This window comes from Streptomyces sp. NPDC042201 (assembly GCF_055582185.1).
Map to the genome: position 1 here is coordinate 409,664 of NZ_JBVJDS010000005.1, position 26,465 is coordinate 436,128.

At 70.4% G+C, this 26,465-nt stretch carries 22 protein-coding genes, 1 tRNA gene and 1 riboswitch; of the genes, 18 read left to right on the top strand and 5 right to left on the bottom strand.

The genetic code is table 11. The features are described from left to right. The first annotated feature begins 18 nt into the window (after positions 1–18). The 5 genes from ACZ6MZ_RS15460 (at position 19) to ACZ6MZ_RS15480 (ending at position 6,672) form a co-directional block, all read left to right on the top strand. The gene (locus ACZ6MZ_RS15460; RefSeq protein WP_469352226.1) at positions 19–2,085 is read left to right on the top strand and encodes an N-6 DNA methylase; all 2,067 of its coding nucleotides are present in this window, start codon (positions 19–21) and stop codon (positions 2,083–2,085) included. Positions 2,086–2,237: 152 nt separating this feature from the next. After that, complete coding sequence (locus ACZ6MZ_RS15465; RefSeq protein ID WP_469352228.1) at positions 2,238–2,897, top strand: hypothetical protein; 660 nt, start codon at positions 2,238–2,240, stop codon at positions 2,895–2,897. Then, positions 2,894–4,426, top strand: a complete 1,533-nt coding sequence (locus ACZ6MZ_RS15470; RefSeq protein WP_469352230.1) for a serine/threonine-protein kinase — start codon at positions 2,894–2,896, stop codon at positions 4,424–4,426. The genes ACZ6MZ_RS15465 and ACZ6MZ_RS15470 overlap by 4 nt, the downstream gene beginning before the upstream one ends. A 185-nt stretch (positions 4,427–4,611) precedes the next feature. Further along, complete coding sequence (locus ACZ6MZ_RS15475) at positions 4,612–6,072, top strand: multicopper oxidase family protein (RefSeq protein ID WP_469352232.1); 1,461 nt, start codon at positions 4,612–4,614, stop codon at positions 6,070–6,072. A gap of 132 nt (positions 6,073–6,204) precedes the next feature. Then, on the top strand, positions 6,205–6,672 hold the full coding sequence (locus tag ACZ6MZ_RS15480) for a GtrA family protein (protein ID WP_469352234.1): 468 nt from the start codon (positions 6,205–6,207) through the stop codon (positions 6,670–6,672). Here the strand turns inward: ACZ6MZ_RS15480 and ACZ6MZ_RS15485 are convergent. Beyond that, positions 6,646–7,800, bottom strand: coding sequence for an acyltransferase family protein (locus ACZ6MZ_RS15485; RefSeq protein WP_469352235.1), 1,155 nt, complete (start codon positions 7,798–7,800; stop codon positions 6,646–6,648). The two genes, ACZ6MZ_RS15480 and ACZ6MZ_RS15485, sit on opposite strands and share 27 nt — an antisense overlap. A 443-nt stretch (positions 7,801–8,243) precedes the next feature. Between ACZ6MZ_RS15485 and ACZ6MZ_RS15490 the strand changes: the two genes are divergently transcribed. From ACZ6MZ_RS15490 to ACZ6MZ_RS15530, 9 genes are all read left to right on the top strand, one after another. Beyond that, positions 8,244–8,900, top strand: a complete 657-nt coding sequence (locus tag ACZ6MZ_RS15490; protein WP_384333680.1) for a SurA N-terminal domain-containing protein — start codon at positions 8,244–8,246, stop codon at positions 8,898–8,900. A 37-nt stretch (positions 8,901–8,937) separates the two neighbouring features. Then, complete coding sequence (locus ACZ6MZ_RS15495; protein WP_469352238.1) at positions 8,938–9,936, top strand: nucleoside triphosphate pyrophosphohydrolase; 999 nt, start codon at positions 8,938–8,940, stop codon at positions 9,934–9,936. A gap of 65 nt (positions 9,937–10,001) precedes the next feature. Beyond that, positions 10,002–11,282, top strand: coding sequence for a cytochrome P450 family protein (locus ACZ6MZ_RS15500; RefSeq protein WP_384333677.1), 1,281 nt, complete (start codon positions 10,002–10,004; stop codon positions 11,280–11,282). A gap of 137 nt (positions 11,283–11,419) precedes the next feature. Next, entirely contained in the window at positions 11,420–12,364 is a 945-nt protein-coding gene (locus tag ACZ6MZ_RS15505; RefSeq protein ID WP_389789252.1) for a transglycosylase family protein, read from the top strand. Between the two features lie 264 nt (positions 12,365–12,628). Then, positions 12,629–12,801: riboswitch (cyclic di-AMP (ydaO/yuaA leader) on the top strand. A 3-nt stretch (positions 12,802–12,804) separates the two neighbouring features. Continuing rightward, entirely contained in the window at positions 12,805–13,491 is a 687-nt protein-coding gene (locus ACZ6MZ_RS15510; protein WP_469352239.1) for a transglycosylase family protein, read from the top strand. A gap of 245 nt (positions 13,492–13,736) precedes the next feature. Further along, positions 13,737–15,020 carry a phosphopyruvate hydratase gene (gene eno / locus ACZ6MZ_RS15515; RefSeq protein ID WP_384187339.1) on the top strand — a complete coding sequence of 428 codons (1,284 nt, stop codon included), beginning with the start codon at positions 13,737–13,739 and terminating at the stop codon, positions 15,018–15,020. A gap of 126 nt (positions 15,021–15,146) precedes the next feature. Then, a complete protein-coding gene (locus ACZ6MZ_RS15520) occupies positions 15,147–15,620 on the top strand; it encodes an FtsB family cell division protein (RefSeq protein WP_384187342.1) in 474 nt (157 codons plus the stop codon). 52 nt (positions 15,621–15,672) lie between these two features. Beyond that, the gene (locus ACZ6MZ_RS15525; protein WP_469352242.1) at positions 15,673–16,278 is read left to right on the top strand and encodes a DUF501 domain-containing protein; all 606 of its coding nucleotides are present in this window, start codon (positions 15,673–15,675) and stop codon (positions 16,276–16,278) included. Then, the gene (locus tag ACZ6MZ_RS15530; protein ID WP_469352244.1) at positions 16,275–17,213 is read left to right on the top strand and encodes a Ppx/GppA phosphatase family protein; all 939 of its coding nucleotides are present in this window, start codon (positions 16,275–16,277) and stop codon (positions 17,211–17,213) included. The genes ACZ6MZ_RS15525 and ACZ6MZ_RS15530 overlap by 4 nt, the downstream gene beginning before the upstream one ends. Before the next feature lie 220 nt (positions 17,214–17,433). On the opposite strand, the gene ACZ6MZ_RS15535 is transcribed toward ACZ6MZ_RS15530, so the two are convergent. Together ACZ6MZ_RS15535 and ACZ6MZ_RS15540 are read right to left on the bottom strand one after the other, a co-directional pair. Next, complete coding sequence (locus ACZ6MZ_RS15535) at positions 17,434–17,703, bottom strand: type II toxin-antitoxin system RelE family toxin (protein WP_469352246.1); 270 nt, start codon at positions 17,701–17,703, stop codon at positions 17,434–17,436. After that, positions 17,700–17,972 (bottom strand): type II toxin-antitoxin system Phd/YefM family antitoxin, encoded by a 273-nt coding sequence (locus ACZ6MZ_RS15540; RefSeq protein ID WP_469352248.1) that lies wholly within the window; start codon positions 17,970–17,972, stop codon positions 17,700–17,702. The genes ACZ6MZ_RS15535 and ACZ6MZ_RS15540 overlap by 4 nt, the downstream gene beginning before the upstream one ends. 438 nt (positions 17,973–18,410) lie before the next feature. On the opposite strand from ACZ6MZ_RS15540, the gene ACZ6MZ_RS15545 reads away from it, so the two are divergent. Beyond that, the gene (locus ACZ6MZ_RS15545) at positions 18,411–19,796 is read left to right on the top strand and encodes an NAD(P)/FAD-dependent oxidoreductase (protein WP_384187351.1); all 1,386 of its coding nucleotides are present in this window, start codon (positions 18,411–18,413) and stop codon (positions 19,794–19,796) included. A gap of 345 nt (positions 19,797–20,141) precedes the next feature. Continuing rightward, positions 20,142–21,440, top strand: a complete 1,299-nt coding sequence (locus ACZ6MZ_RS15550; protein WP_469352251.1) for a class I SAM-dependent methyltransferase — start codon at positions 20,142–20,144, stop codon at positions 21,438–21,440. A 117-nt stretch (positions 21,441–21,557) separates the two neighbouring features. Here ACZ6MZ_RS15550 and ACZ6MZ_RS15555 read toward each other — a convergent pair whose 3' ends face one another. Together ACZ6MZ_RS15555 and ACZ6MZ_RS15560 are read right to left on the bottom strand one after the other, a co-directional pair. Continuing rightward, a complete protein-coding gene (locus ACZ6MZ_RS15555) occupies positions 21,558–24,101 on the bottom strand; it encodes an ABC transporter permease (protein ID WP_469352253.1) in 2,544 nt (847 codons plus the stop codon). 116 nt (positions 24,102–24,217) lie between these two features. Beyond that, entirely contained in the window at positions 24,218–25,030 is an 813-nt protein-coding gene (locus ACZ6MZ_RS15560; RefSeq protein ID WP_469352366.1) for an ABC transporter ATP-binding protein, read from the bottom strand. Between the two features lie 344 nt (positions 25,031–25,374). On the opposite strand from ACZ6MZ_RS15560, the gene ACZ6MZ_RS15565 reads away from it, so the two are divergent. Then, positions 25,375–25,456, top strand: a tRNA-Leu gene (locus ACZ6MZ_RS15565). A gap of 232 nt (positions 25,457–25,688) precedes the next feature. Then, the gene (locus ACZ6MZ_RS15570; protein WP_469352255.1) at positions 25,689–26,228 is read left to right on the top strand and encodes a flavoprotein; all 540 of its coding nucleotides are present in this window, start codon (positions 25,689–25,691) and stop codon (positions 26,226–26,228) included. Positions 26,229–26,465 lie beyond the last annotated feature (237 nt).

The following is a 26,465-nucleotide window of genomic DNA, read 5'->3' on the forward strand; positions in this document are numbered from 1 at the left end:
GGTGAAGGAGGCAGCCAGGTGCCGGAGAACGCAGCAGAGGTGACGGCTGCCGGAATCGCCCGGCTCGCCGGGGTGGGACGGGCCGCCGTCTCCAACTGGCGGCGTCGGCACGCCGACTTCCCGCTCCCCGTCGGCGGCACCGAGACCAGCCCCGCCTTCGCGCTCGGCGAGGTCGAGCAGTGGCTTCGTGAGCAGGGAAAACTCGCCGAGGTTCCGCTGCGTGAACGCGTCTGGCAGGAGCTCTCGGGCGATCCTGCGGGCGCCGCCACCGCCCTGGTCCGCGCGGGCTGCGTCCTGCTCCTCGTACGGGAACGGCCGATGGAGTGGCTGGAGCTGGCCGCCGCCTCCGACGCGCGCCTCGCCGAGCTGCTGCCCGCGGCCCTCGAAGAGGTGCTCACCCCGCGCTTCGGATCCCCCACGGACCGGGCTGTTCACACCCCGGCGCCCCGGGAACTGCTGCCCGCCGTCCCGCTGCTGCGCGGCGTCGCCGAACTGGCGGCGGAGCGCGGCGCCCGTCAGACGTACGAGTTCCTGCTCAGCCGGCATCTGGACGCCAACCCCCGTCAGTACACGCCCACCCCGCCCGAGGCGGCCGCGCTGATGACGGCGCTGGCCGGCGCCACCACCAAGGGCGTCACCGTCCTCGACCCCGCCGCGGGCACCGGCACCCTGCTGCGCGCCGTCCCGCATCCCGCCGCCCTGTACGCCCAGGAGGCCGCCCCGGAGCCGGCCGCGCTCACCGCCCTGCGCCTCGCCCTGCACACGGACGCCGATGTCAGGGTGCGGGCCGGGGACACCTTGCGCGCCGACGCCTTCCCCCGGCTCACCGTCGACACCGTGCTCTGCCATCCGCCGTTCAACGAGCGCAACTGGGGCCATGACGAGCTGGCCTACGATCCGCGCTGGGAGTACGGATTCCCGGCCCGTACGGAGTCCGAACTCGCCTGGGTCCAGCACGCGCTGGCCAGACTGCGGCCCGGCGGCGCCGCCGTACTGCTGATGCCGCCCGCCGCCGCGTCCCGCCGCTCGGGCCGCCGGATCCGCGCCGATCTGCTGCGCCGCGGCGCCCTGCGCGCCGTCGTCGCCCTGCCCGCCGGAGCCGCGCCCCCGTACGGCATCCCGCTCCACCTCTGGGTGCTGCGCAAGCCCGTCGCCGGCGGCCGGCCCGCGCCCGAGCTGCTGCTCGTCGACACCGCCGAACTCTCGGCGGGCGGCGGCCGCGACAACGTCGACTGGGGGACGGTCCACGCCGCCGTCCTCGACGCCTGGCAGCCCTTCGACCGGCAGGGCACGGTCGAGGAGCAGCCGGGCGTCAGCCGTGCGGTGCCCGTCCTCGAACTCCTCGACGACGACGTGGACCTGGCCCCCGCCCGGCATCTCCCGCCCCCGGCCGGCGGCGGCGGGGCGGCCGAACTGGCGCGCGTACGGGAGCGGCTGGCCGACACCCTGCGGCTGACGGTCGAGCTCACCCCGCAGACCACCGGGCCCGCCGGTCCTGCGGGAGCGGCGCAGCCGGCCCACCGGCTCGCCACCACCGTCGGTGAACTCGCCCGCGCCGGCGCGCTGGTCCTGCACACGGGCGGTACGGGAACCACCGCCGCCGCCACCCCCGTGCCCGTCCTCACCGAGCAGGACGTGCTCGCAGGACGCGCCCCCTCGGGCACGCTCCCCGAGGGTGCGGCCGAGGAGCCCGTACGGACCGAGGAGGGCGATGTCGTCGTGCCCGTCCTCGGCGGCGGCGCGGTCGCCCGGGTCGTCGACGCCGCCACGGCAGGCGCGGCGCTCGGCCGCAACCTGCATCTGCTGCGCCCCGATCCGGCCACCCTCGACCCGTGGTTCCTCGCCGGCTTCCTGCGCGGCACCGCCAACAACCGGCAGGCCAGCAGCTACGCGTCCAGCGCGACCCGGCTCGATGTACGCCGTCTCCAGCTGCCGAGGCTGCCGCTCGCGGACCAGCAGCGGTACGGGGAACGCTTCCGCGCGCTCGCCGCGTTCGAGGACGCGCTGAGGCTCACGGGACGGCTGGGGGAGCAGCTGACGCAAGGGCTGTACGACGGACTGACGGACGGCACCGTCACGATGTGATCAGCTCGACATCGGTTACGTACAACTCCGGGCCGGGTGTCCGTGTCGGTGTATACGCTCGTCCCGTACCGTCCCGGATTCCGACATGGATCCCGGATCCGGATCCGCGTTCGTATCCCGTGCCCACCTCGACCAGGCATCCAGGAGCAGTCATGTACGGCCCCGGCCCCGGCTTCACGCCGACGCCCCGGCGGCGACCGCACCCCGCCGTGCTCGTCACGCTCAGGGTGCTGCTCGTGGCCATCACGATGCTCAGCGTCGGGTTCCTCGGCTGGGTGGCGATGCTGCGGATCGCGATCATGCGCAGCCGCGCGCTCGACTGGGTGCTGTTCTGCGTCACCGTCATCCTGGCCTTCGGCGCCCTGATATTCATCGGCGGGAGCGAGACGGAGGAGCCGCGGGACATCGACATGGCCCTCATCGGTCTGCTCTTCCTGATGTCGATCGCGATCACGACGCACTATCTGGTCGCCGACATCAAGCACTTCGCCGTGCACGGCAGGACCCCGCCGGGTCCGTACGCACCGCGGCAGCAGTACGGCTACGGCTACCCGCCGTTCTCCGCCACCGCCCAGACGCGGCCCCAGCCGCAGCCGCAGCCGGTGCCGCCCGAGCCGGTCCGCCCGCGCCCGGTCCTGCCTCCGCCGGTGCAGCCGCCCTCCGTGCAGCCGCCGCCGCCCGTGCAGCCGCCCTCCGTCCAGCCGCCGTCCGTCCAGTCCCAGCCGTCGCACACGCCTCCCCGTATCGACCAGGTCCGCGCCGAGCTGGACGAGCTCAGTGACATCCTGCGCAAGGGCCAGGAAGGCCGGTGAACGGACGGGTCATCGCCGGCCGTTACGAGCTGTCCACCGTCATCGGCCAGGGCGGTATGGGCCAGGTCTGGACGGCGTACGACCAGCGGCTCGACCGCCGCGTGGCGGTGAAACTCCTCCGTCCCGACCGGATGGCGGCCGCCACCGGCGCCGACGAGATGCGCCGCCGCTTCGTCCGCGAGTGCCGGGTCACCGCCCAGGTCGACCACCCCGGCCTTGTCACCGTCCATGACGCGGGCAGCGACAGCGACGACCTCTATCTCGTCATGCAGTACGTCGAGGGCGCCGACCTCGCCGACCATCTCGCCGAACACGATCCGTACCCCTGGCCGTGGGCCGTCTCGGTCGCCGCTCAGCTGTGCGCCGTACTCGCCGCCGTGCACGCCGTGCCCATCGTCCACCGCGACCTCAAACCGCGGAATGTGATGGTCAGGCCCGACGGCGCGATCACCGTCCTCGACCTCGGCGTCGCGTCCGTCATCGACACCGACACCACCCGCCTCACCCACACCGGATCACCCATCGGCAGCCCCGCCTACATGGCCCCCGAGCAGGCGATGGGCGGAGCGGTCGGCCCGTACACCGATCTCTACGCCCTCGGTGTGCTCCTGCACGAACTCCTCAGCGGCAATGTGCCGTTCGCGGGCTCCACCGTCCTCGGTGTGCTCCACCGCCATCTGTACGAGCCACCGGTGCCCGTCCGCCGGCTCAGACCCGAGGTCCCCGACCGGCTCGAAGAGCTCGTCCTCCGGCTGCTCGCCAAGGACCCGCAGCACCGCCCGGCCGGAGCCCAGGAGGTGTACGAGCAGCTCGCCCCGCTGCTGCCCTCCCGGGGCGGCCCCGCGGCCGGGCCGCTCGACCCGACCCGCCCCTTCCTGCGCCCGCACGCCCCCTGGCCCGACCGGGCCACCACCCCGCCGTCCGTGCCCGCGCCGCAGCAGCCGCCGGTCCCGGCGGAGCGACCGGATGTCGCGGCCGCCGTCGACGAGGTCAAACGCCTGCTCGGCGAGGGCAGCATCACCCGGGCCGTGGACATCCTCGGGGGCATCCTCCCGGCGGCCGCCGCCGAGCACGGCGAGCACTCCCCGGTCGTCCGCATCCTGCGCAAGCAGTACGCGTCGACGTTGATGGACGACGGCCAGTACCGCCGCGCGCTCCCGGAGCTGCGCCGGCTCGCCGACGACCGGGCCGCGGAGGCCGGGCCAGGCGATCCGCAGACGCTCCAGTTCCGTTACGACGCCGCGCAGTGCCTGGAACAGCTCGGCGAGGCGGCCGCCGCGCTGGCCGAATACCGCGCGGTCCTCCCGTACTACGAGAACGGGCAGCCGGCCGGCACCGATCCCGGCCGCGCCTTCGACATCCGGCACCGCGTCGGGCATCTGCTGCTCGCGGTGGGCGATCACCCGGCGGCGCGGCAGCAGTTGCAGAACCTGCTGTGGGACGTGGAGCGGGTCTACGGCCCGTACCACCCGCTCCCGGCCGAGCTCCGCCGCTCGCTCGACCACCAGCAGCAGTTCCGGGGCCTCTAGAGAGGCTGTTCTCGCCGGGATCCAGGGGGATTTGACGGCGCCCTCTCCTGGGCTAATGCCACACACCTGAGGGCACATCGGGGTCTGCTCTCGGTGTTCAACTCCCTTACTCGCACCCCACGGACCGTGGATGACACACCGGCCACGTGTGTCCGTGACGTGCGGCACCCACCCCTGGAGGTGTGATGCGGTCCAGATTCACCCTGACCCGCCTCGCCGCGACGCTGGTTCTGGCCTGCGCCGTCGCGGTGAGCGGCTGCGCCAGCCGCGACGGTACGGATATCGGCAGCGGCGGTGGCAGCGGCGGTGGCGGCGGCCGGTCGGCGGCGGCGCAGGCACAGACCCCGGGCGCCCCGCTGCAGGACCCGGAGGAGTGGGTGAGCCGCAACGGGCTGCTGCGCGCGCGCCTCGATGTGAGCAGGCGTCAGGTCGATGTGGCCGGCCGCAAGCTCTGGGCGCTCACCTACAACGGCCGCTACATGCCACCCACCCTGCGCATCCGGCCCGGCGACAAGCTGGAACTGGAGGTGAGGAACCGGCTGGACAAGTACACGAACGTGCATGTGCACGGATTGCACGTATCGCCGTCGGGCAACGCCGACAATGTCTTCGTCCATATTCATCCGGGCGAGACATTCCACTACTCGTACCAGTTCCTGAAAACCATTGAGCCCGGCACCTACTGGTACCACTCGCACGCGCACCCGATGTCCGCGGCGCAGGTCGCCGGGGGAATGTCCGGCGCCATCATCGTCGACGGTCTGAAGCAGTATCTGCCGCCGTCCCTGCGGAACATCACCGAGCATGTCATCGGTCTGAAGGACTTCCAGGTCCAGGGCGACAGCATCAAGACCAAGGATCTGCACATCGGCTCGGCCACCACGCGCACGATCAACGGCCAGCTGAAACCGGTCATCCGTATCCGGCCGGGGGAATATCAGCTCTGGCGGCTGGCCAACATCAGCGCCAATATTTACTACAAACTCCATTTGGAGGGGCAGAAGTTCCAGGTGATCGCCCAGGACGCCAGCCCCGTCGACCGGATCTGGTCGGCGGATTCGCTCCTCATCGCGGCCGGCGCGCGGTACGACGTACTCGTACGGGGCGGTCCGGCCGGCCGTACCCAGTTGCAGACGCTCGCGTACAGCACCGGGTCCGCGGGCAACCAGTTCCCGAAGGAGCAACTGGCCACCGTGGTCTCGGAAGGAGCCGCGGTGCCACCGGTGGAGCTGCCCCCCACCTTCGCGCCCAGGGAGGACCTGGACAACGCGACGCTCGCCGCCCGGCGCACCCTCGTCTTCTCCGAGAACGCGGCGGGGGACAAGTTCTACATCAACGGCAAGCAGTTCGACATGGACCGCATCGACGTCCGGTCCCGGCTGAACACGGTGGAGGAGTGGACCGTCCGCAACGACAGCGACGAGGAACACTCCTTCCACGTGCACACCAACCACTTCCAGCTGATGAGCGTCAACGGCCGCCCCTATGACGCGCGCAGCATGCAGGACACCGCGAACGTCCCCGCCAGGGGGCAGATCGTCATCAGGAACAAGTTCAGCGACTACACCGGGAAAACCGTCTTCCACTGCCACATCCTCAATCACGAGGACGAGGGAATGATGGCCACTCTGGAAATCGTCAAATAATCGGAGCCCGTCCGGGCCGCCCCGGCCCGGACGGCCCCCGTGGCGGCCGCCGGGGACCATGTCACACTTCCTGGTGGCCACACCGCGCTCCGGGGGCAGGGCCGGGCAGACTCAGGGAGAGCTCGTACGCAGATGACGGTCCGGCTGCAGATGGTCAGGTTCGCCTTGGTCGGCGTGGTCAACACCGGCACGTATTACGCGTGTTATCTGTTCCTGCTGAACCGGCTGCCGTACGTCGTCTCGCACGTGCTCGCCTTTCTGCTGAGCATGACGGGCTCGTTCTTCCTGCACAGCCGGTTCACCTACCGCACCCGCCCGACCTGGCGGAAGTTCCTGCTCTTCCCGCTCACCAACGCCGCGAACTTCGTGATCACCACGAGCGGTGTCTATCTGCTGGTGGACGTGGCGCACTTCGGCAGCCGCTACGCGCCGCTCATCGCGGCGGCAGCGGCCGTGCCGATCACCTTCGTGGTCTCGCGCACGATCCTGCTGCGCCCGGACCGCGTCCGGGACCGCGCGCCGGAGTTCGATCCGGAGCGCGATCAGGACCAGGGACGCGACCCGGACGGGGACCTACGCCCGCATCCGTCCAGCCTGTAGCTTCATCGCGCGCTTGAGGCGCGGCCCGAACGGCTTCTCCACCAGCCGGTGGATGAGCCACGCCAGCACGAGCATCGAGGCGATCGTGGCGACCAGGGTCAGTCTCGCGTCCAGGCCGAAGTGCCGGTGCAGAATGGTGATCGCGAACCAGCCGAGATGCTCGTGGACCAGGTAGAAGGGGTACGTGAGCACCCCGGCGAGCGTCAGCCAGCGCCAGTTCGCCCAGCGCAGCCACCCCAGGGCGACCGCGGCCACCGACGCGAAGGCGAAGGTGACGATCAGCAGGATCACGTACGGGGAGCGCTCCTGGAAGACATTGGTCGCGTCCGGGTTCCACAGCGCGACGGTCGAGTAGCGCTGGCCGAGCAGCCAGCTGGTGCCGACGATGCCCCAGAGCAGCAGATCGCTGCCGTACCGGTGGATCAGATAGAGCGCGAGACCACCGATGAAGAACGGCGCGTGTTCCCGCATCACGATCTCGTCGACGAGCGGCTGGTCTGCGACGGCGGCCAGCGCGCCGGCCACGGTCCACAGACAGCAGAAGATCACGACCCGGCGGTAGGTGACGCCCTTCCACACCACGAAGAGCGCGAAGAGCAGATAGAAGCGCGCCTCGACCCACAGGGTCCAGCACACTCCCAGCACCCGGTCCACGCCCATCGGCTGCTGGAGCATGGTCAGGTTGACCAGCACCTCGTTGAGGCGCAGCGGCTCGCTGACCGAGGGGAGCACGACGCACGCGGCGGTGACCAGGACGATGGCCGCCCAGTACGCCGGGTAGAGCCGGGAGACGCGTGAGCGGAAGAAGTCCCCGAGCGACCGTCCCCAGCTGCTCATACAGATGACGAAGCCGCTGATGACGAAGAAGATCTGCACGCCGAGACAGCCGTAGGCGGCGGCCGCGGACAGATCGGGGAACAGCTCCTTGGGCGACTGGCTCCACACGTCGCTGATCTGGCCGCCCCTGCCCGCGTAGTGGTAGACGCAGACCATGAGCGCCGCCAGGATGCGCAGCCCGTCCAGGGCGCGCATACGGTCGTGCTTCGGGGCGGCGGCCGCCGGGGGCACCGACGGGCTCTCCGGCTCGGGTGCCGGATCCGGTACCCGAGCCAGTGTCGCGTGAGTCATTCCGTTTCGTTCCGTCCGTCGGCGCCAGTGCGCGAGAGGCGCGTGAGTACGCCCGGCGGGGCCGGATGCGGCGGTGCGACGGAAGGCCCCGGCACCGGTGGCGGGCATCCGGCCCGGCGCCGGGGCGGGACTCGAAGGGTCTGTGAAGAAAGGCACGGCGGCAGCGCGCCGGCAGCAGGACAGTAGGCGGCGTCCGGTGAACGGGGCGACATCGGCAGAATGAACAGAACCTCGGTACAGGTGACCGCGGGGTGAACTGCCGGTAGGGCCGTGGCGAGGGTTCCGCGGCGGGTTACCGGCCGCGTCGGGGCCCGAACCGCACCACCTGCGCCAATCTTCCCGTGGTTCGTTGGCCGAACCAGTGGCCCGGACCACGCGGACTGCCTACCATCGGTCACTGCTAGGCCTTGTGCATCGCCGCACAATCACGCCGGGAGGCCCCTTTGCACCGCCGCCGTCGCACCGCGCTCTCCATCTCCGTCGCGCTTCTCGCCGCGGCCCCACTGCTCACCGCCTGCGGCAATGACGCGCACCCGGGAGCGGCGGCCGTCGTCGGCGGGGAGCGGATCGAGGTGTCCGCACTCCAGGCCGAGGTACGCGAGGTCCGGGACGCGCAGGACGCCTCGCCGGAGGCCGCGCAGCTCATCAAGAACACCGGGCAGCTCAGCCAGGCCAAGCTGAACAGCATGATCTTCGACCGGATCCTGGACCGGGCGGCGGCCGACGCCGGGGTGAAGATCAGCCGCAAGGAGATCCAGGGCACCCGGCAGCAGGCCGCCGCGCAGTCGGGCGGCGAGAAGCAGTTCGCCGCGATGCTGCTCCAGCAGGGTGCGCTCTCCGAGGGCCAGATCGACGCCGCGATCCGCCGTGAGGTCCTGCTGACCAAGCTGGCCCAGGCGATCGGCGCCAACACCACGACACCGCAGGGCCAGCAGACGGTCCTCGCCGAGCTGACCAAGACGTCCGAGAAGCTCGGGATCGACGTCAATCCGCGCTACGGCAGCTGGGACGTCAAGCAGGTCCAGCTGGGCGCGGCGAAGACCCCCTGGATCACCCAGGTCACCCGCCAGACGCCGGAGCAGGAGCCGACCGGAGCCTGAGGTCGGCGCGGCCGGCGGCCGGAGGTAGGTTCGAGAGGTGACAGACGAAGCTCCCGCCGCCCCCGGCCGTATCGTCCTGCTGACCGCCAGCCACCGGGTCGCTCCCGGCCTGCTGTCCTGGCCCGCCTGGCAGACGCTGCACGCCGCGGACCGGGTGCTGTGCGCCGACGCCGGCCATCCGCAGCTGCCGTATCTGCGCGAGGCCGGCATCACCGTCGAGCACACCGCGCCCAGCGCGGAAGAGCTGGTCGACGCCTGCGCCGGCGGCCGTACGGTCGTGGTCGTCCCCTCCAGCCAGGGCGACGGGACCGACGGGCCGCTCACCGACGGCCTCGCCCGGCTGGCCGGCTCCGGCCGCGTCCAGATGCCCGACCTGGAGCTGCTCCCCGGCTCGTACGACCTGCCGGGCGCCCGGCTCCTCGATCTCGTCCAGGTCATGGACCGGATCCGCGTCGAGTGCCCGTGGTCGTCGACGCAGACGCACCAGGGCCTCGCCAAGTACGGCATCGAGGAGGCGTACGAACTCGTCGAGGCGATCGAGGACGGCGACGGCGACGAACTGCGCGAGGAGCTCGGGGACGTACTCCTCCAGGTCGTCTTCCACGCCCGGATCGCCCAGGACGGCCTGGACGAGGAGATCGAGCCGTTCTCCATCGACGATGTCGCCGGCACGATCGTGGACAAGCTCATCCACCGCCATCCCCATGTCTTCGGTGACGAGACGGCCGAGACCCCGGCGGAGGTCAAGGAGCACTGGCTCCGGATGAAAGCGGTCGAGAAGCAGCGCGACTCGGTCACCGACGGCGTACCGCTGGGCCAGCCAGGACTGGCTCTCGCCTCCAAGCTCGCGGGCCGCGCCCGCACCGCCGCCCTGGAGGTCCCGGTCCCGCGCGGCGAGGGCATCGGGTACGAGCTGCTCGCCCTGGCCGTACGCGCGGAGGAGACCGGCGTCGACCCGGAAACCGCCCTGCGCGTCGCCGCCCGTACCTACCGGGACGCGATCCGCGCCGCCGAGGGCCACCCCGACCGCGGCTGATCCGCGGCTGATCCGCGGCCGATCCACCGCTGATCCGCGCCTGATCAGGCCGTTACTGTCGGGGCATGCCCGATCAGCCTGCCGCCGCCCCGGCCCCCGCGCACGACGGACCCGATGAGGTGCCCGCGCTCTTCACCTGGGAGTTCGCCACCGATCCCTACCCCGCCTACGCCTGGCTGCGCGAGCACGCGCCCGTGCACAGGACCGCGCTGCCCAGCGGGGTCGAGGCCTGGCTCGTGACGCGGTACGGCGACGCCAGGCAGGCGCTCGCCGACCCGCGGCTCTCCAAGAACCCCACGCATCACGCGGGACCGGCGCACGCCAAGGGGAAGACGGGGATCCCCGGGGAGCGCAAGGCGGAGCTGATGACGCACCTGCTGAATATCGACCCGCCCGACCACACCCGGCTGCGGCGGCTGGTGTCCAAGGCGTTCACGCCCCGTACGGTCGCCGAGTTCGCCCCGCGCGTACAGGAGCTGACGGACCGGCTCATCGACGGCTTCGCGGCCGACGGGGAGGCGGACCTGATCCATGACTTCGCCTTCCCGCTGCCCATCTACGCGATCTGCGATCTGCTGGGGGTGCCGCGCGAGGACCAGGACGACTTCCGGGACTGGGCGGGCATGATGATCCGGCACGGCGGCGGGCCGCGCGGCGGGGTCGCGCGCTCGGTCAAGAAGATGCGCGGATATCTCGCCGAGCTCATCCACCGTAAGAGGGAGAACCCCGGCGAGGACCTGATCTCCGGCCTGATCCGCTCCAGCGACCACGGCGAGCACCTCACCGAGAACGAAGCCGCGGCGATGGCCTTCATCCTGCTCTTCGCGGGGTTCGAGACCACGGTCAACCTCATCGGCAACGGGATGTACGCCCTGCTGCGCCACCCCGAGCAGCGCGCGCGGCTACAGCGCTCGCTCGACGCGGGGGAGACGGGGCTGCTCGCGTCGGGGGTCGAGGAGCTGCTGCGGTACGACGGGCCCGTGGAGATGGCGACCTGGCGCTACGCCACCGAGCCGCTGACGCTCGGCGGACAGCGGATCGCGGCGGGCGATCCCGTCCTGGTCGTACTCGCCGCCGCCGACCGTGACCCGGAGCGGTTCGCCGATCCGGACACGCTCGATCTCGCTCGCCGTGACAATCAGCATCTCGGCTACGGGCACGGCATCCACTACTGCCTCGGCGCCCCGCTCGCCCGGCTGGAGGGACAGGCCGCGCTCGCCACGTTGCTGACCCGGCTGCCCGATGTGCGGCTTGCCCAGGATCCTGCTGATTTGCGATGGCGCGGAGGGCTCATCATGCGTGGATTGCGCACGCTTCCGGTGCAGTTCACGCCATTGTCCGGCTGACGGAACGTCAGGACTGTGACTTTCGCGTGATCTCTGCTGCATCGACTTGTGACAAGCGTTCGAGTACCGCTACGTTCACCGACGACTCAGCAGCAACACGCCGTAGTCGAATTGACAGTCTCACGGAAGGCAACCGCATGCGCTCCGCGAACGGCCGGCACCGTCGACCTCGCCAGGCCCCCGCCCTGATCGTCGCGGCAGGGGTGACCGGATCGGCGCTCGCGATCCCGCTGCTCGGTGCCACCGGCGCCGTCGCGGCCGACGCCACCACCTGGGATCACGTCGCCGAGTGCGAGAGCGGCGGAATGTGGAGCGCGGACCTCGGTAACGGCTACTACGGCGGACTGCAGATCTCGCAGGAGACCTGGGACGACTTCGGCGGCGGGGACTACGCGGCCCGCGCCGACCTCGCGAGCCGCTCCCAGCAGATCGCGATAGCCGAGAAGGTGCTCGCCGCGCAGGGGCCGACGGCCTGGCTCAGCTGTGCGGCGATCTCGGGGCTGACGGACGACGGCGCCCTGCCCGGCGTCGACCCGGGGGCCGCCCCCGACGCGTCCGGAACCCCGAAGGACAGAGGGAGCGCCGATCCGGCGGACACGGCCCCGTCAAAGTCTCCGTCCAAGTCGCCGTCAAAGTCCCCGTCGACTCCGGACGGCGCGGAGAAGCAGACGGACAAGCCGGCCCCCTCCGGGTCCGCGGGCGGCTCCGGCTCGGACGGCTCCGACGCCTCGGACGGCTCCGACGCGGAGGGCGCGGACGGTACGGATCCGGCCACCGGCAAGCACCGCGGCGACGCCGCCCCGGAAGAATCTGCTTCGGGCAATTCGGGCGAAGACCGCGAATCTGGACGTCATGCCTCGCGAGGTGACGGATCGACACGCGACGCGGACGGCGTCGACGGTGGGGCGGAGGGCGCGGATGGTGCGTACACCGTCCAGTCCGGCGACTGCCTCTGGCTCATCGCCGACGAGCAGGAGGTGCCCGGCGGCTGGACCGCGCTCTACGAGGCGAACAAGGACACCGTCGGCTCCGACCCCGACCTCATCCTTCCTGGCCAGAGCCTTGATCTCGGCGTGAAGTAGGGGAAGTTAGAGGCCCTATGTCCGCTTCTGTGCAAGTGAGACAAGGGTCTCTTTGCCGCAACTCGGGCTTTTTGCTCCGTCCGTTGACCCGCTGGATCCCTCACCTGCGTAAACACCCACGATCCGCCGGGGGATAAGGGCGTTTTCTCACCTATGCGCCCCTTTGGATATCCGGCAGACCTGTGATTACGGTCTGAACCGCTCGCACCGCGGGCCTCGTCGACCGTCACGCCGAATCCTGCCGTCGGTCGGGGGGAGTAATCGTCGCGTCAAGCGCCGAAGGCAGGAGCGGGGGACCCAAAGGTTCGTGCCGGCCCGGCCGTCGAGAGACGGCCGACGACCGGCTTGGGGTGAAGTCGTGTGCGAGAGCGCGCGGCCGGGCAACTCACTTGGCCCGAACCCGACAGCTGACCTCGTAGGCGTCGGTGAGGAGAAGCTCCATGCTGCGTTCCAGCAAGGCCAAGCACCGTCGCCCGTCCTCGTCCAGGGCTGTTCGCTACGCCACTCTCGCCGGCATGACCGGTGCCGTCGTCGCGGCGCCGCTGATCGGTGCCACGTCCGCCTCCGCCGCGACCCCGTCCGAGTGGGACCAGGTCGCCCAGTGCGAGTCCGGCGGCAACTGGTCCATCAACACCGGCAACGGCTTCTACGGTGGCCTCCAGTTCACCACCTCCACCTGGGCCGCGTACGGCGGCAGCGCCTACGCCGCCAGGGCCGACCAGGCCTCCAAGTCCCAGCAGATAGCCGTCGCCGAGAAGGTCCTGGCCGGCCAGGGCAAGGGTGCCTGGCCCAGCTGCGGCGTGAACCTGTCCAACGCCGCGTACGACGGCGGCTCGGCCGACTCCGCAGCGCAGCCCGTTCCCCAGCAGAAGGAGCAGGCCCAGCCCGCCCCCCAGCCGGAGCAGCCCGTCCGTAGTGACGCGCAGGCCGCCTCGCGCGGCGAGAGCCGTCCCGCCCCGGTCGAGAAGGGCGACGGCGAGTACAAGGTCAAGTCCGGCGACACCCTCTCCAAGATCGCCGGTGCCCACCACGTCAAGGGTGGCTGGAAGAAGCTGTTCGAGCTGAACAAGGACATCGTCAAGGACGCCGACGTCATCCACCCGGGCCAGCTGCTCCACCTGAGCTGACCCGCCCCGGCCGGCCCCGACCACCCCGGTCCGGCGGCCCGGCCGGCCGGCCCCGGCCACCCCGGTCCGGCGCGTTCTCCCCCGTACGCGCCGGGCCGGGGTTTCCGCTGTCCGCCCCGCCCTCCGAGGGCCGGACGGTCTCAGCGGGCGGGCACCGGCCTGCCGACGATCCCGAGCGGTTAGGCTCTTGCCGCAAGGCCAAGAAGACCCTGCACTCAAGCGTCACATCCCAGAAGGAGATGCTCGTGCCGTCCATCGACGTCGTCGTAGCCCGGGAAATCCTTGACTCCCGAGGCAACCCCACGGTCGAGGTCGAGGTCGGCCTCGACGACGGCAGCACGGGTCGTGCTGCTGTCCCCTCCGGTGCCTCCACCGGTGCGTTCGAGGCCCTTGAGCTCCGCGACGGTGACAAGAACCGCTACCAGGGCAAGGGTGTCGAGAAGGCCGTCCTCGCCGTCATCGAGCAGATCGGCCCGGAGCTGGTCGGGTACGACGCCACCGAGCAGCGCCTGATCGACCAGGCGATGTTCGACCTGGACGCCACCCCGGACAAGTCGTCGCTCGGCGCCAACGCCATCCTCGGCGTCTCCCTCGCCGTCGCGCACGCCGCCTCCGAGGCCTCCGACCTCCCGCTCTTCCGCTACCTGGGCGGCCCGAACGCGCACCTGCTGCCCGTTCCGATGATGAACATCCTGAACGGCGGCTCGCACGCCGACTCCAACGTGGACATCCAGGAGTTCATGATCGCCCCGATCGGCGCGGAGTCCTTCTCCGAGGCGCTGCGCTGGGGCGCCGAGGTCTACCACACGCTCAAGAAGGTCCTGAAGGAGAAGGGGCTCTCCACCGGCCTCGGCGACGAGGGCGGCTTCGCGCCGAACCTGGACTCCAACCGCGCCGCGCTGGACCTGATCCTCGAAGCCATCAAGGAAGCCGGTTACGCCCCCGGCAAGGACATCGCGCTCGCGCTCGACGTCGCCGCGTCCGAGTTCTACAAGGACGGCTCGTACGCGTTCGAGGGCAAGTCCCGCTCGGCCGCCGAGATGACCGAGTACTACGAGGAGCTCGTCGCCTCGTACCCGCTGGTCTCCATCGAGGACCCGCTCTTCGAGGACGACTGGGCCGGCTGGAAGGTCCTCACGGACAAGCTCGGCGCCAAGGTCCAGATCGTCGGCGACGACCTGTTCGTCACCAACCCGGAGCGGCTGGCGCGCGGTATCGAGGAGGGCTCCGCCAACGCCCTGCTCGTGAAGGTCAACCAGATCGGTTCGCTGACCGAGACCCTGGACGCCGTCGAGCTGGCCCAGCGCAGCGGCTTCAAGTGCATGATGTCCCACCGCTCCGGTGAGACCGAGGACGTCACCATCGCCGACCTCGCCGTCGCCACCAACTGCGGCCAGATCAAGACCGGCGCCCCGGCCCGCTCCGAGCGCGTCGCCAAGTACAACCAGCTGCTGCGCATCGAGGAGATCCTCGACGACGCCGCGGTGTACGCCGGCCGCAGCGCGTTCCCGCGCTTCCGCTCCGCGTAGTGAGGAAGCTCCGCCTCGCGCCCGCGGAACAGGTGACAGGGCGCGAAGGCGGAGCGTAGCGAAGCGTCCCCGGCCGCGGTCCCGTACCGTGTCGGGGACGTACGCACGTGACAGGGGAGGCGAGCCATGGCCGGGAACCGGGACCGGTTCTCCACCGCGACCAGGCTGCGGCTGCTCGGCGAGCAGACCGCCGCCCGCGTCTACCGCTCGCAGAACCGCCGGCAGGACCGCCGCTCCCGGCTCACCGGCCGGGCGGCCTTCCTCGCCCTGATCCTCTGCACCCTGGTGGTGGCGCTCGCGTATCCGATGCGGCAGTACGTGTCGCAGCGCAACGAGATCGCCGACCAGCAGCGGCTGACGCGCGAGGCGAAGCAGCGGGTCGAGGAGTTGCGCGACGAGAAGGCGCGGCTCCAGGACGACGCGTACATCCAGCGGCTGGCCCGCGAGCATCTCCACTATCAGCTGCCGGGCGAGACCGGCTACACCATGATCGACCCGGAAGCGGTGAAGCAGGAGCGCGAGGAGCAGGGGACGGCCGGCCGTCCCTGGTACTCGAACGTTCTGGACGGCGTCGACAACGCCGACCGCCCCGGCAGATAGCACCCGACCGTAGAACCACCCGACCGTAGAACTCTGTAGAACCAAGGCAGGCATGCACACGCCCCCTCCGCAGACCGAACGCACCGAGCCCACCGAGGCGGATGTCGCGGCGTTCAAGGAACAGCTCGGCCGCCCGCCGCGCGGATTGCGCGCCATCGCGCACCGCTGCCCCTGCGGACAGCCGGACGTGGTCGAGACCGCCCCGCGGCTTCCTGACGGCACCCCCTTCCCGACGACGTACTACCTGACCTGCCCGCGCGCGGCCTCGGCCATCGGCACGCTGGAGGCGAACGGCGTCATGAAGGAGATGACCGAGCGCCTCGCGACCGACCCCGAGCTGGCCGCCGCGTACCGCGCGGCCCATGAGGACTACCTCGCGCGCCGGGACGCCATCGAGGTGCTGGAGGGCTTCCCCAGCGCGGGCGGCATGCCGGACCGGGTGAAGTGCCTGCATGTCCTGGTCGGCCACTCGCTGGCGGCAGGCCCCGGGGTGAACCCGCTGGGCGACGAGGCGCTGGCGATGCTGCCCGAATGGTGGAGCAAGGGCCCGTGCGTGACGCCCTGCAAGGAAGCGGACGCCAAGGAAGCGGACGGTCGGCAAGAGAACGGCCAGGAAGAAGACGGCCAGGAAGCAGACAGGGCGGGGGACGCCGGATGACCAGGGTCGCCGCCATCGACTGCGGGACGAATTCCATCCGGCTGCTCGTCGCCGACGCGCACCCCGACACGGGCGAACTGACCGACCTCGACCGGCGGATGACGATCGTCCGGCTCGGTCAGGGCGTGGACAGGACGGGCCGGCTCGCCCCCGAGGCGCTGGAGCGCACCTTCGCCGCCTGCCGTGAGTACGCCGCCGTCATCAAGTGGCTCGGCGCCGAGCGGATCCGTTTCGTGGCCACCTCCGCCTCGCGCGACGCGGAGAACCGCGACGAGTTCGTGCGCGGGGTCCTGGACATCCTGGGTGTGGAGCCCGAGGTGATCACCGGCGACCAGGAGGCGGCCTTCTCCTTCACCGGCGCCACCAAGGAACTGCCGGGCGAGGACAGCTATCTGGTCGTGGACATCGGCGGCGGCTCGACCGAGTTCGTCGTCGGTGAGGACCAGGTGCGGGCCGCGCGGTCCGTGGACATCGGCTGCGTACGGCTGACCGAGCGGCATCTCGTACGGGACGGGGTCGTCAGCGACCCGCCCACGCCCGCGCAGATCGCCGCGATACGCGCCGACATCGAGGCGGCCCTCGACCTCGCCGAGGAGACCGTCCCGCTGCGCGAGCCGCGCACCCTGGTCGGGCTGGCCGGTTCCGTGACCACGGTGGCCGGGATCGTGCTCGGACTGGACGCGTACGACTCCGCCGCGATCCACCACTCCCGGATCTCCTTCGAGCAGGTCGAGGAGATCACCGGCCGGCTGCTCACGGCCACCCACGACGAGCGGTCCGCGATCCCCGTCCTGCATCCGGGACGCGTGGACGTCATCGGCGCGGGGGCGCTCGTACTGCTCGCGATCATGGAACGGACCGGGGCCCGGGAGGTCGTCGTCAGCGAGCACGACATCCTCGACGGGATCGCCTGGAAAACAGCAGAGGACGCCTAGGTCCTGTCCGGTCGATCTTCGTGGATCAGCCCGCGGCGTCCGGTGCGGTGCATCGCAAGGCGGAGGATCGTCCTCGTACTGGACGTACTTGGACGACTCCGACAACGCGGCGAGGTGCCGTGCCGGGCGTCGCGGGCCCGCGAAGATCGACCGGACAGGGCCTAGTGACTTCCCAGGTTCGGAGGCTGCCCGGAGCTCAGGGTTCCGGGTGGCCCCTACCTCAGACGCCGCGGTAGACGTCGCGCCGGTCGCCCACTTTGACCACGAGGATGATGAGCTCGCCGTCCTCGACCTGGTAGGCGACCCGGTAGTTGCCGACCCTGAGGCGATAGAGACCCGACGGGCCCGTGAGCTTCTTGATGTCGGCGTCATCACGGTACGGATCGTCGCCGAGCGCGGTCAGCGCTGGCAGGACGCGCATGGCGACAGGCCGGCCGGGGGCCCGGAGCTGCCGCTGGGCCACCGCGGTGAACCGGAACGCGTACGTCACGCCTCGTCCCGGGTGGGCTCGGCGAACAGGTCTGCCAGCAGCTCGGTCATCGTCACGGTGGGGCCGCCTTCGGCCAGGACCGCCTCTGCCTCTCGGGTCAGCAGTACATCGGCCGCTTCTTCCAACGCCTCGAATTCCGCGATGGGCACCAGGGCCGCCATCGGCGCACCGTTGCGGGTGATCACCGTGGGTGTGCCCTGCTCGGCGCGATTGATGTGGTCGGCCAGGTGCGCACGGGCTTCCCGCACGGTCACCGTGTTCTCGTCCATACAGGAAGTGTGTACGCGACAGGAAGTGTGTACGCGCAACTGTGCACACGACTGCTCGGAAGTGACACGAAAACTCGACGCGTTGCCGACCGGCGCAGCCTCCGCGAGAAACTTCGTGAAGTTCTTCACAAGGAAAAGACCCCTCTTGGCCGCTCTTCCGGTTCCCGGGGGCCGTCCAGGGGCCTCGCAGGGTGACGGCGCCTTTATAACGGGTGGTTCCGGGCGCGTTACGACCGTATGAAACGGGGGTCTGGTCCACTCGCCGGAAGGGGCGGAGGGCCAGCTCACGAGGGGTGAGCAACGACCCGGGGTGCCCTCTGGTTCCCCCGCGGGCAGGTGATCTCGATCATGCGAGCCGCGCAGTGTAGCACCAGGGGGCCAATACCTTGTGAAGGGGCTCACGAGCACCCCCTCCAAACGGGGTGGATACTCGATGGCATGAGCACCACGGAGCGTCCCAGGATCCTCGTTGTAGGCGGTGGGTACGTAGGCCTGTACGCAGCTCGTCGCATTCTGAAGAAGATGCGCTACGGGGAGGCGACCGTCACGGTCGTCGACCCTCGCTCGTACATGACGTACCAGCCCTTCCTCCCCGAAGCTGCCGCCGGCAGCATCTCGCCTCGGCATGTCGTCGTCCCGCTGCGACGCGTGCTGCCCAAGGCTGAGGTGCTCACCGGCCGGGTCACTACCATTGACCAGGACCGCAAGGTCGCCACGGTCGCGCCGCTCGTCGGCGAGGCCTACGAGCTGCCCTTCGACTACCTGATCGTCGCGCTCGGCGCCGTCTCCCGTACCTTCCCGATCCCCGGCCTCGCCGAGCAGGGCATCGGCATGAAGGGGATCGAGGAGGCCATCGGCCTGCGCAACCACGTTCTGGAGCAGCTGGACAAGGCCGACTCGACGACCGACGAGGAGGTCCGCCGCAAGGCGCTGACCTTCGTCTTCGTGGGCGGCGGCTTCGCCGGCGCGGAGACCATCGGTGAGGTCGAGGACCTGGCCCGCGACGCCGCGAAGTACTACACGAACGTGAAGCGCGAGGACATGCGCTTCATCCTCGTGGATGTCGCCGACAAGATCCTTCCCGAGGTCGGCCCGAAGCTGGGCAGCTGGGGCAAGGAGCACCTCGAGGGCCGCGGTGTCGAGATCTACCTGAAGACCGGTATGGACTCCTGCGTGGACGGCCACGTGATGCTCAACAACGGCCTCCAGGTCGACTCCAACACCATCGTGTGGACGGCCGGCGTCAAGCCGAACCCGGCGCTCGCCCGCTACGGTCTGCCGCTCGGCCCCCGTGGCCACGTGGACACCAGCGAGAAGCTCCAGGTGCAGGGCACCGACTACATCTGGGCCGCCGGCGACAACGCCCAGGTCCCGGACATGGCGTCCCGCCGGGCCGGTGTCGAGAACGCCTGGTGCCCGCCGAACGCCCAGCACGCGCTGCGCCAGGCGCGGCTGCTCGGCGACAACGTGATCTCCGGCATGCGGGGCTTCCCGCAGAAGGAGTACAGCCACGCCAACAAGGGTGCGGTCGCCGGTCTCGGCCTGCACAAGGGCGTCGCGATGATCGTCATGGGCAAGGTGCGGATCAAGCTCAAGGGCCGGCTGGCCTGGTACATGCACCGTGGCTACCACGGCATGGCCATGCCGACCTGGAACCGCAAGATCCGTGTCTTCGCCGACTGGACGCTCGCGATGTTCCTCAAGCGCGAGGTCGTCTCGCTCGGCGCCATGCAGACGCCGCGTGAGGAGTTCTACGAGGCCGCCAAGCCCGCCCCGGTGGCGGCCGCCGCCCGGCCGGCGCAGGAGAAGGCCAAGGCTTCCTGACCCCGCCCGCTGTCCCCGAGAGGGCCGCCCGCCATCCGTGGTGCGGGCGGCCCTCTCGTATGCCCGGGTGACTCCGACGGCCGTAGCCCGGTGACTCCGACGGCCCAGCAGGCCGGCGCCCGCTGCACGGCCCTGACGCCCCGTCCGGACCCCGGACCCGGTCTCCCGCGCGGCGCGGCGCCCCGGGAGCGGCCCCGGCACAGAGGTCCCTCACCCCACAGAAGTGTGTGGTGAGTGCAGGTATTTTGCCGTCCCATTGCGAACCGCCGGGACTGCATCGGTAGGCGTCCGGTGTTTACGTGGTGTTGAGCATGCCCGGAATCCACCATCACGGAGGTGTACGCCATGGCCGACGCCGCGCTGCGGCTGACCACTCTTGCCGAAGAGTTGCTGGGAGCCCCGCTCCCGGTCCGTATCCGTGCCTGGGACGGCAGTGAATCGGGCCCCCCGGACGCCCCGACCTTGATCATCCGCAACCGCCGCGCACTGCGCCGCCTCCTGTGGAAGCCCGGTGAACTGGGCCTGGCGCGCGCCTGGGTGGCCGGTGAGATGGATGTGGACGGCGATCTGTACGAGCTGCTCGACCGGCTCGCCGGACTCATCTGGGAGCGCGGCGCGGACGCCAAGGACGCGGTCCATCCCGTACGCGACCCCCTCATGCGGGCCGCCGCCCGCGGCCTGATCCAGATCGCGGGCCCCTGGCCCCCGCCCGCCCCGCCCCCCGAGGAGATCCGGCGGCGGCAGGGCGCGCTGCACACCAAGCGCCGCGACAAGGCGGCGATCAGCCACCACTACGACGTGGGCAATGACTTCTACGAGCTGGTGCTCGGGCCTTCCATGGTCTACTCGTGCGCCTACTGGGACTCCGGTCCCGGATTCAGTCTCGAAGACGCACAGCGCGACAAGCTCGACCTGATCTGCCGCAAGCTCGCTCTGAAGGAGGGGGTACGGCTCCTGGACGTCGGCTGCGGCTGGGGCTCGATGGCCATCCACGCCGCCCGCGAGTACGGCGCCCGGGTCACCGGGATCACGCTCTCCAGGGAGCAGGCCGCGTACGCCCGTAAGCGCATCGCGGAGGAGGGGCTCACCGACCGGATCGAGATCCGTGTCCAGGACTACCGGGACGTCAGGGACGGCCCGTACGACGCGATTTCCTCCATCGGGATGGCCGAGCACGTCGGCTCGGTCCAGTACCGGCAGTACGCCGACGACCTCTACGCCCTTCTCAGGCCGGGCGGGCGGCTGCTCAACCACCAGATCGCCCGGCGCCCCGAGAAGGACGAGGGCGAATACCGCATCGACGAGTTCATCGACGCGTACGTCTTCCCGGACGGCGAGCTGGCGCCGCTCGGCAGGACCGTCGCGACCCTGGAGGAGGCGGGCTTCGAAGTCCGTGACGTCGAGTCGATCCGGGAGCACTACGCCCTGACCCTGCGCCGCTGGGTGACCAACCTGGAGGAGCACTGGGCCGAGGCGGTACGCAGCACCTCCGCCGGACGCGCCCGCGTCTGGCGTCTCTACATGGCGGCCTCGGCGCTGTCCTTCGAGCACAACAAGATCGGTGTCAATCAGGTCCTGGCCGTGCGGACCCCGGAGAGCGGCGCGTCGGGAATGCCGCCGCGAGCGCGCGTCTGGGGCCGCTGACGTACGGCGCGTGACAGACGGAGGGCCGGACCCCGCGGCGGGGTCCGGCCCTTTCCCGTACGGACGGCCCTTCTCGTCCGTACGGTGCGTATCGCGCCGGTCCGTATCGCGGTGCGGCTACTCGGTCTTGATCGCCGTCAGCATGTTCAGCTTCGCGGCGCTGCGCGCCGGCCACAGGGCGGCCAGCACTCCCACCAGGCCGGCCAGCACCAGGAAGAGCCCGATCCGCTCCCACGGGACGACCAGCGCGTAGCCCGGGATCCCGGACTTGATCGTCTGGCCGATCGCCCAGGCCAGGAAGGATCCGAGGGCGACACCGATCACCGCGCCGAAGACCGAGATCACCACGGCCTCCAGCCGGATCATCCGCTTGACCTTGCGGCGGTCCAGGCCGATCGCGCGCAGCATGCCGATCTCCTGCTGCCGCTCGAAGACGGACATCGCCAGGGTGTTGACGACCCCGAGGACCGCGATGAGCAGGGCCATCGCCAGCAGGCCGTACATGATGTTCAGCGCGGTGTTGATGAAGCCGCTGTACGTGTTCCTGATGTCCTGGTGGTCCATGACGCTGATTGCCGGGTTCTTGCCCAGCGCGTTCACCAGGGCCTGTTCATTGGCCTTGCTCGCGCCGCCGGCCGTCTTCACGTACACCTCGCGGATGTACGGCTTGGAGTCGTGCGCGGCGAGCAGGTCCTTCGAGATCAGCACCGGCGAGAGGAACTCGTTCTCCTTGTAGGTGGCGCCGACCTTCAGCCGGGCCGCCTTGCCGTCCAGGTACGTCACCGACAGGGTGTCCCCGGCCTTCCAGCCGTTGGACTCCGCGGTCTTCTCGTCGACCGCGATGCCGCCCTCGCCGAGCGTGTCCATCGAACCGGAGACCGTGCTGAGGCTGATGACCTTCTCGATGTCCCCGGGGGTGACCCCGGAGGCGGAGTGGAACTCGTTCTTGACCTTCAGGCCGGTGGCCTGCTGCGCGGAGAGGGCGCTCACACCGGGCGCCTCGCCCAGCGCGGTCAGCGCCGACGGGTCGAGCCCGCCGCTGCTCGCCATCGTCACCATGTAGTCGGCCCTGATGTTGTCCGTGGTCATCTTGTCCACGGCCTGACCGACCGTGACGCCGAGCACCGAGAGCCCGGTGACCAGGGTGAGGCCGATGGCCAGCGCCGAGGCGGTGGCTCCCGTACGGCGCGGATTGCGCACGGCGTTCTGGCCCGCCAGCTTGCCGGACACCCCGAAGACCCGGTGCAGCAGCGGCCGTACCAGCGCGATGACCGGACGCGACAGCAGCGGGATCAGCACGATGATGCCGATCATCGCCAGGAACGCGCCGACGCCGATGAGCAGCCGGCCGTCGGATCCCGCCGCCGCGCCCGCGAAGATCACGGCGGCGCCGATCAGGGTCAGCCCGCCGCCGATGGAGTTGCGTACGACGAGCGACTTGGTGGTGGGCACGGCGTGCGCGCTGCCCATCGCCGCCACCGGCGGGATCTTCGCGGCCCGGCGGGCCGGCAGCCAGGCGGCGAGCAGGGTGATCAGCACACCGACGCCGAGAGCGGCGCCGATCGCGGTCGGCGAGATCACCAGCGGCCCCGCGGGCACCTTCGCGCCGAACTGGCCCATCGCGGACCGCAGTCCGATCGCCAGCCCGACGCCGAGCACGAAACCGATCACCGAGGCGATCAGCCCGACCAGCCCGGCCTCGACCAGCACCGAGCGCTTGACCTGGCGGCGGGAGGCGCCGACGGCGCGCAGCAGCGCCAGCTCCCTGGTGCGCTGGGCGACCAGCATGGTGAAGGTGTTGGAGATCAGGAAGACTCCGACGAACAGCGCGATGGCCGCGAAGGCGAGCAGCATCTGGTTGAGATTCTCGAGGCCCTGCTCGGTCTGCGTCGCCTGGTCGGCGGCGAGCCGCGCCCCGGTCTGCGCCTCGGCGTTCTCCGGCAGCAGGCTTTTGACCTCGCTGAGGATCTCCGTGTCGGAGGCGCCGGGCGCCGCGGTGATCGTGAGGTCCTTGAAGAAGCCGGGCTCCAGATAGAGCTTCTGGGCGATGTCCGTGGTGAACAGGACCAGGCTGCCGCCCGCGTTGACCGCGCCGTCCTCGGTGGTGAAGACACCGGTGAGGGTGTACTCCTTCACCGGTCCGTTGGTGGCGACACGCACCTGGTCGCCGACCCGGTACTTCCCCTTGGCGGCGGAGTCCTTGTCGAGCGCGATCTGACTGTCCCTGGTGGGCCCCGAGCCGTCGGTGAAGGTGTAGGAGGGGTCCTTGCCGTCCTTGCCGGGCACGAAGTTGGAACCGGTGTTGGACCAGCCGTTGCCGATCAGCTTGCCGTCCGGGTCGGCGACGCCGGCGAAGCCGTCGACACGGCTGGTGACGGAGGCGACGCCGTCGACGGCCCGGATCGTGTCGACGGTCCGCGTGCTGATGCCGGGGTCGAGCTTCCGGTCGGCGGCGTCGCCGCTGTCGCGGGGGTCGTACGAGGTGACGCCGACGGCGACGTCCTTGTAGCTCTTGGCCGACTGGTTCTGGAAGGCGTTGCCGAGGGTGTCGGTGAAGACCAGGGTGCCGGAGACGAAGGCCACGCCGAGCATCACGGCGAGCACGGTCATCAGCAGCCTGGCCTTGTGCGCGAGCACATTGCGCAGGGCGGTACGGAACATGGTGGAAGTCCTGGTGAGAGGTGCCGGGCGGGCGGAAGGGGCGGGCGGCGGGAGCGCCGGCGCGGACGGCTCGGCCGCGGACGGCTCAAGCGCGTGCGGCCTCGGGTCCAACCGCCTCAGCTCGTACGGCCCTTGGAGTCGAAGGCCTTCATCCGGTCGAGCACCCCGTCGGCGGTGGGGTGTTCCATCTCGTCGACGATCCTGCCGTCGGCGAGGAAGATCACCCGGTCCGCGTAGGAGGCGGCCACCGGGTCGTGCGTCACCATGACGACGGTCTGCCCCAGTTCCCGTACGGAGTTGCGCAGGAAGCCCAGCACCTCGGCGCCCGAGCGCGAGTCCAGGTTCCCGGTCGGCTCATCACCGAAGATGATCTCCGGCTGCGAGGCCAGGGCGCGGGCGACGGCGACCCGCTGCTGCTGGCCGCCGGAGAGCTGGGTCGGCCGGTGGCTGAGCCGGTCGGACAGCCCGATCATGGTGATGACCTTGTCCAGCCACTGCTGGTCGGGCTTGCGGCCCGCGATGTCCATCGGAAGGGTGATGTTCTCCAGGGCCGTCAGGGTCGGCAGCAGATTGAAGGCCTGGAAGATGAAGCCGATCTTGTCCCGGCGCAACTGGGTGAGCTGTTTGTCCTTGAGCGTGCCGAGTTCGGTCTCACCGAGCCGTACGGACCCGCTGCTGAAGCTGTCCAGGCCGGCCACACAGTGCATCAGCGTGGACTTGCCGGAGCCGGAGGGGCCCATGATCGCGGTGAACTCGCCCTGTCGGAAGTCCACAGTGACGTGGTCGAGGGCGACCACCTGGGTCTCGCCCAGGCCGTAGACCTTCGACAGCTCGGAGGCACGGGCGGCCACGGCGGTTGCGCGGTGGGCGATCTGGGTGGTGGTCACGGGAGAACTCTCCTGTCGGACGTGCTGCGGGGACCACTCCATCGTCACGCCCGCAGGTCCCCCCGGTCGTCCCTCCCGGTGCCCGTTCACGGGGCCCTCTCGGGTCGGACCGCCGGGGCACGCTCTCCTCCTCGGGTATGACGCCACCCCTGAGACGCTTCGCCGCCGGTTGATGGTGCCGAATGAGTGACCGGGCGGCGACTTTTCGTCATTCCCGCACGCCTCGATATGAGATGACCACCCGCGCCCGGCATGTGCCGATGGCCCGTCAGGTGCCCTGACGCACCCTCAGACGTCAATAAAATAAGACAACATCGGGTAGCCGCCCGCGAATTCGGGGCGCGCGCCCCGATAGGCTCCTGTGCCAACGCGGAGCCGCGCGCCCTGCCCGGATGGTGGAATGCAGACACGGCGAGCTTAAACCTCGCTGCCCTCGCGGGCGTGCCGGTTCAAGTCCGGCTCCGGGCACAACGCAGCGCACCAGGACTGACCTGGTCGAATGGCGGCTCCTCGGCCGGCCCGACATCCCCTGCGGGAGCACCACGGGCACACCGGCACCGTCGCGACAGCGTAACCGCGACGGTGCCCGTCAGCCGGAAACCCCCGATGACGAAGCGTCAGCCGGCGGACGTGTGTCCGTACACGGCCTTGCCCAGCATCGGTCCGGTTCGGGGGCGTACGCGTGTGGTCCGATGGGCCTATGACTTCACGGGTCTTGTATCTGTTCGGCAGTGCGGCGCCGCCTGTCTTCGACGTGGCGCAGGTGATCGAGGCCGCCCAGAGCCGAGGGTGGGACGTACGGCTCGGGTTGACGCCCACGGCGGGGCGTTGGCTGGAGCCGCAGCGCGTCGAGTTGGAGCGGCTGACGGGCGGCCCGGTCCGCTCCGAGTACAAGATGCCCGGGGAGCCGGATGTCTGGCCCGAGGCGGACGCGATCCTGGTGGCGCCGGCGACGTTCAACACCATCAACCGGTGGGCACTCGGCATCACTTCGTCGTTCGTCGTCGGAGTCGTCGCGGAGGGCATTGGCAAGGGCATCCCCATCGTGACGATGCCGTGCGTGAACGCCGCTTATGCGCAGCATCGCCGGTTGGACCTGAGCGTCGAGGAGCTGCGTGAAATGGGCGTGACGGTGCTGTACGGAGACGCCGGGTTCGTCCCGAACCAGCCGGGCGAGAAGAAGCCCTACCCGTGGGATACGGCGTTGGCGGCGGTGGAGGGCATGAGCAGCGGTGGGTAGCCCAACCTCCCGAACATGACGGAACCGCTGCCTCTTGGGTAGTGGGCCGCGTGTGGCCTGCTCGGTGGTGTCTGTGGGGCGCGGGGCGGCTCGGCCCGTACCGGGGTCACTCGACCGGTCGTACGGGGGGTTGGGAGAGGCGGGGCCGGGCACGTGGTGTCAAGGGGCCCTGGCGGAGCGGGGTTCGGGGGTGGGGGTGTGATGTGCGGCACACTGGTGACGTCACGATCCTGGAAA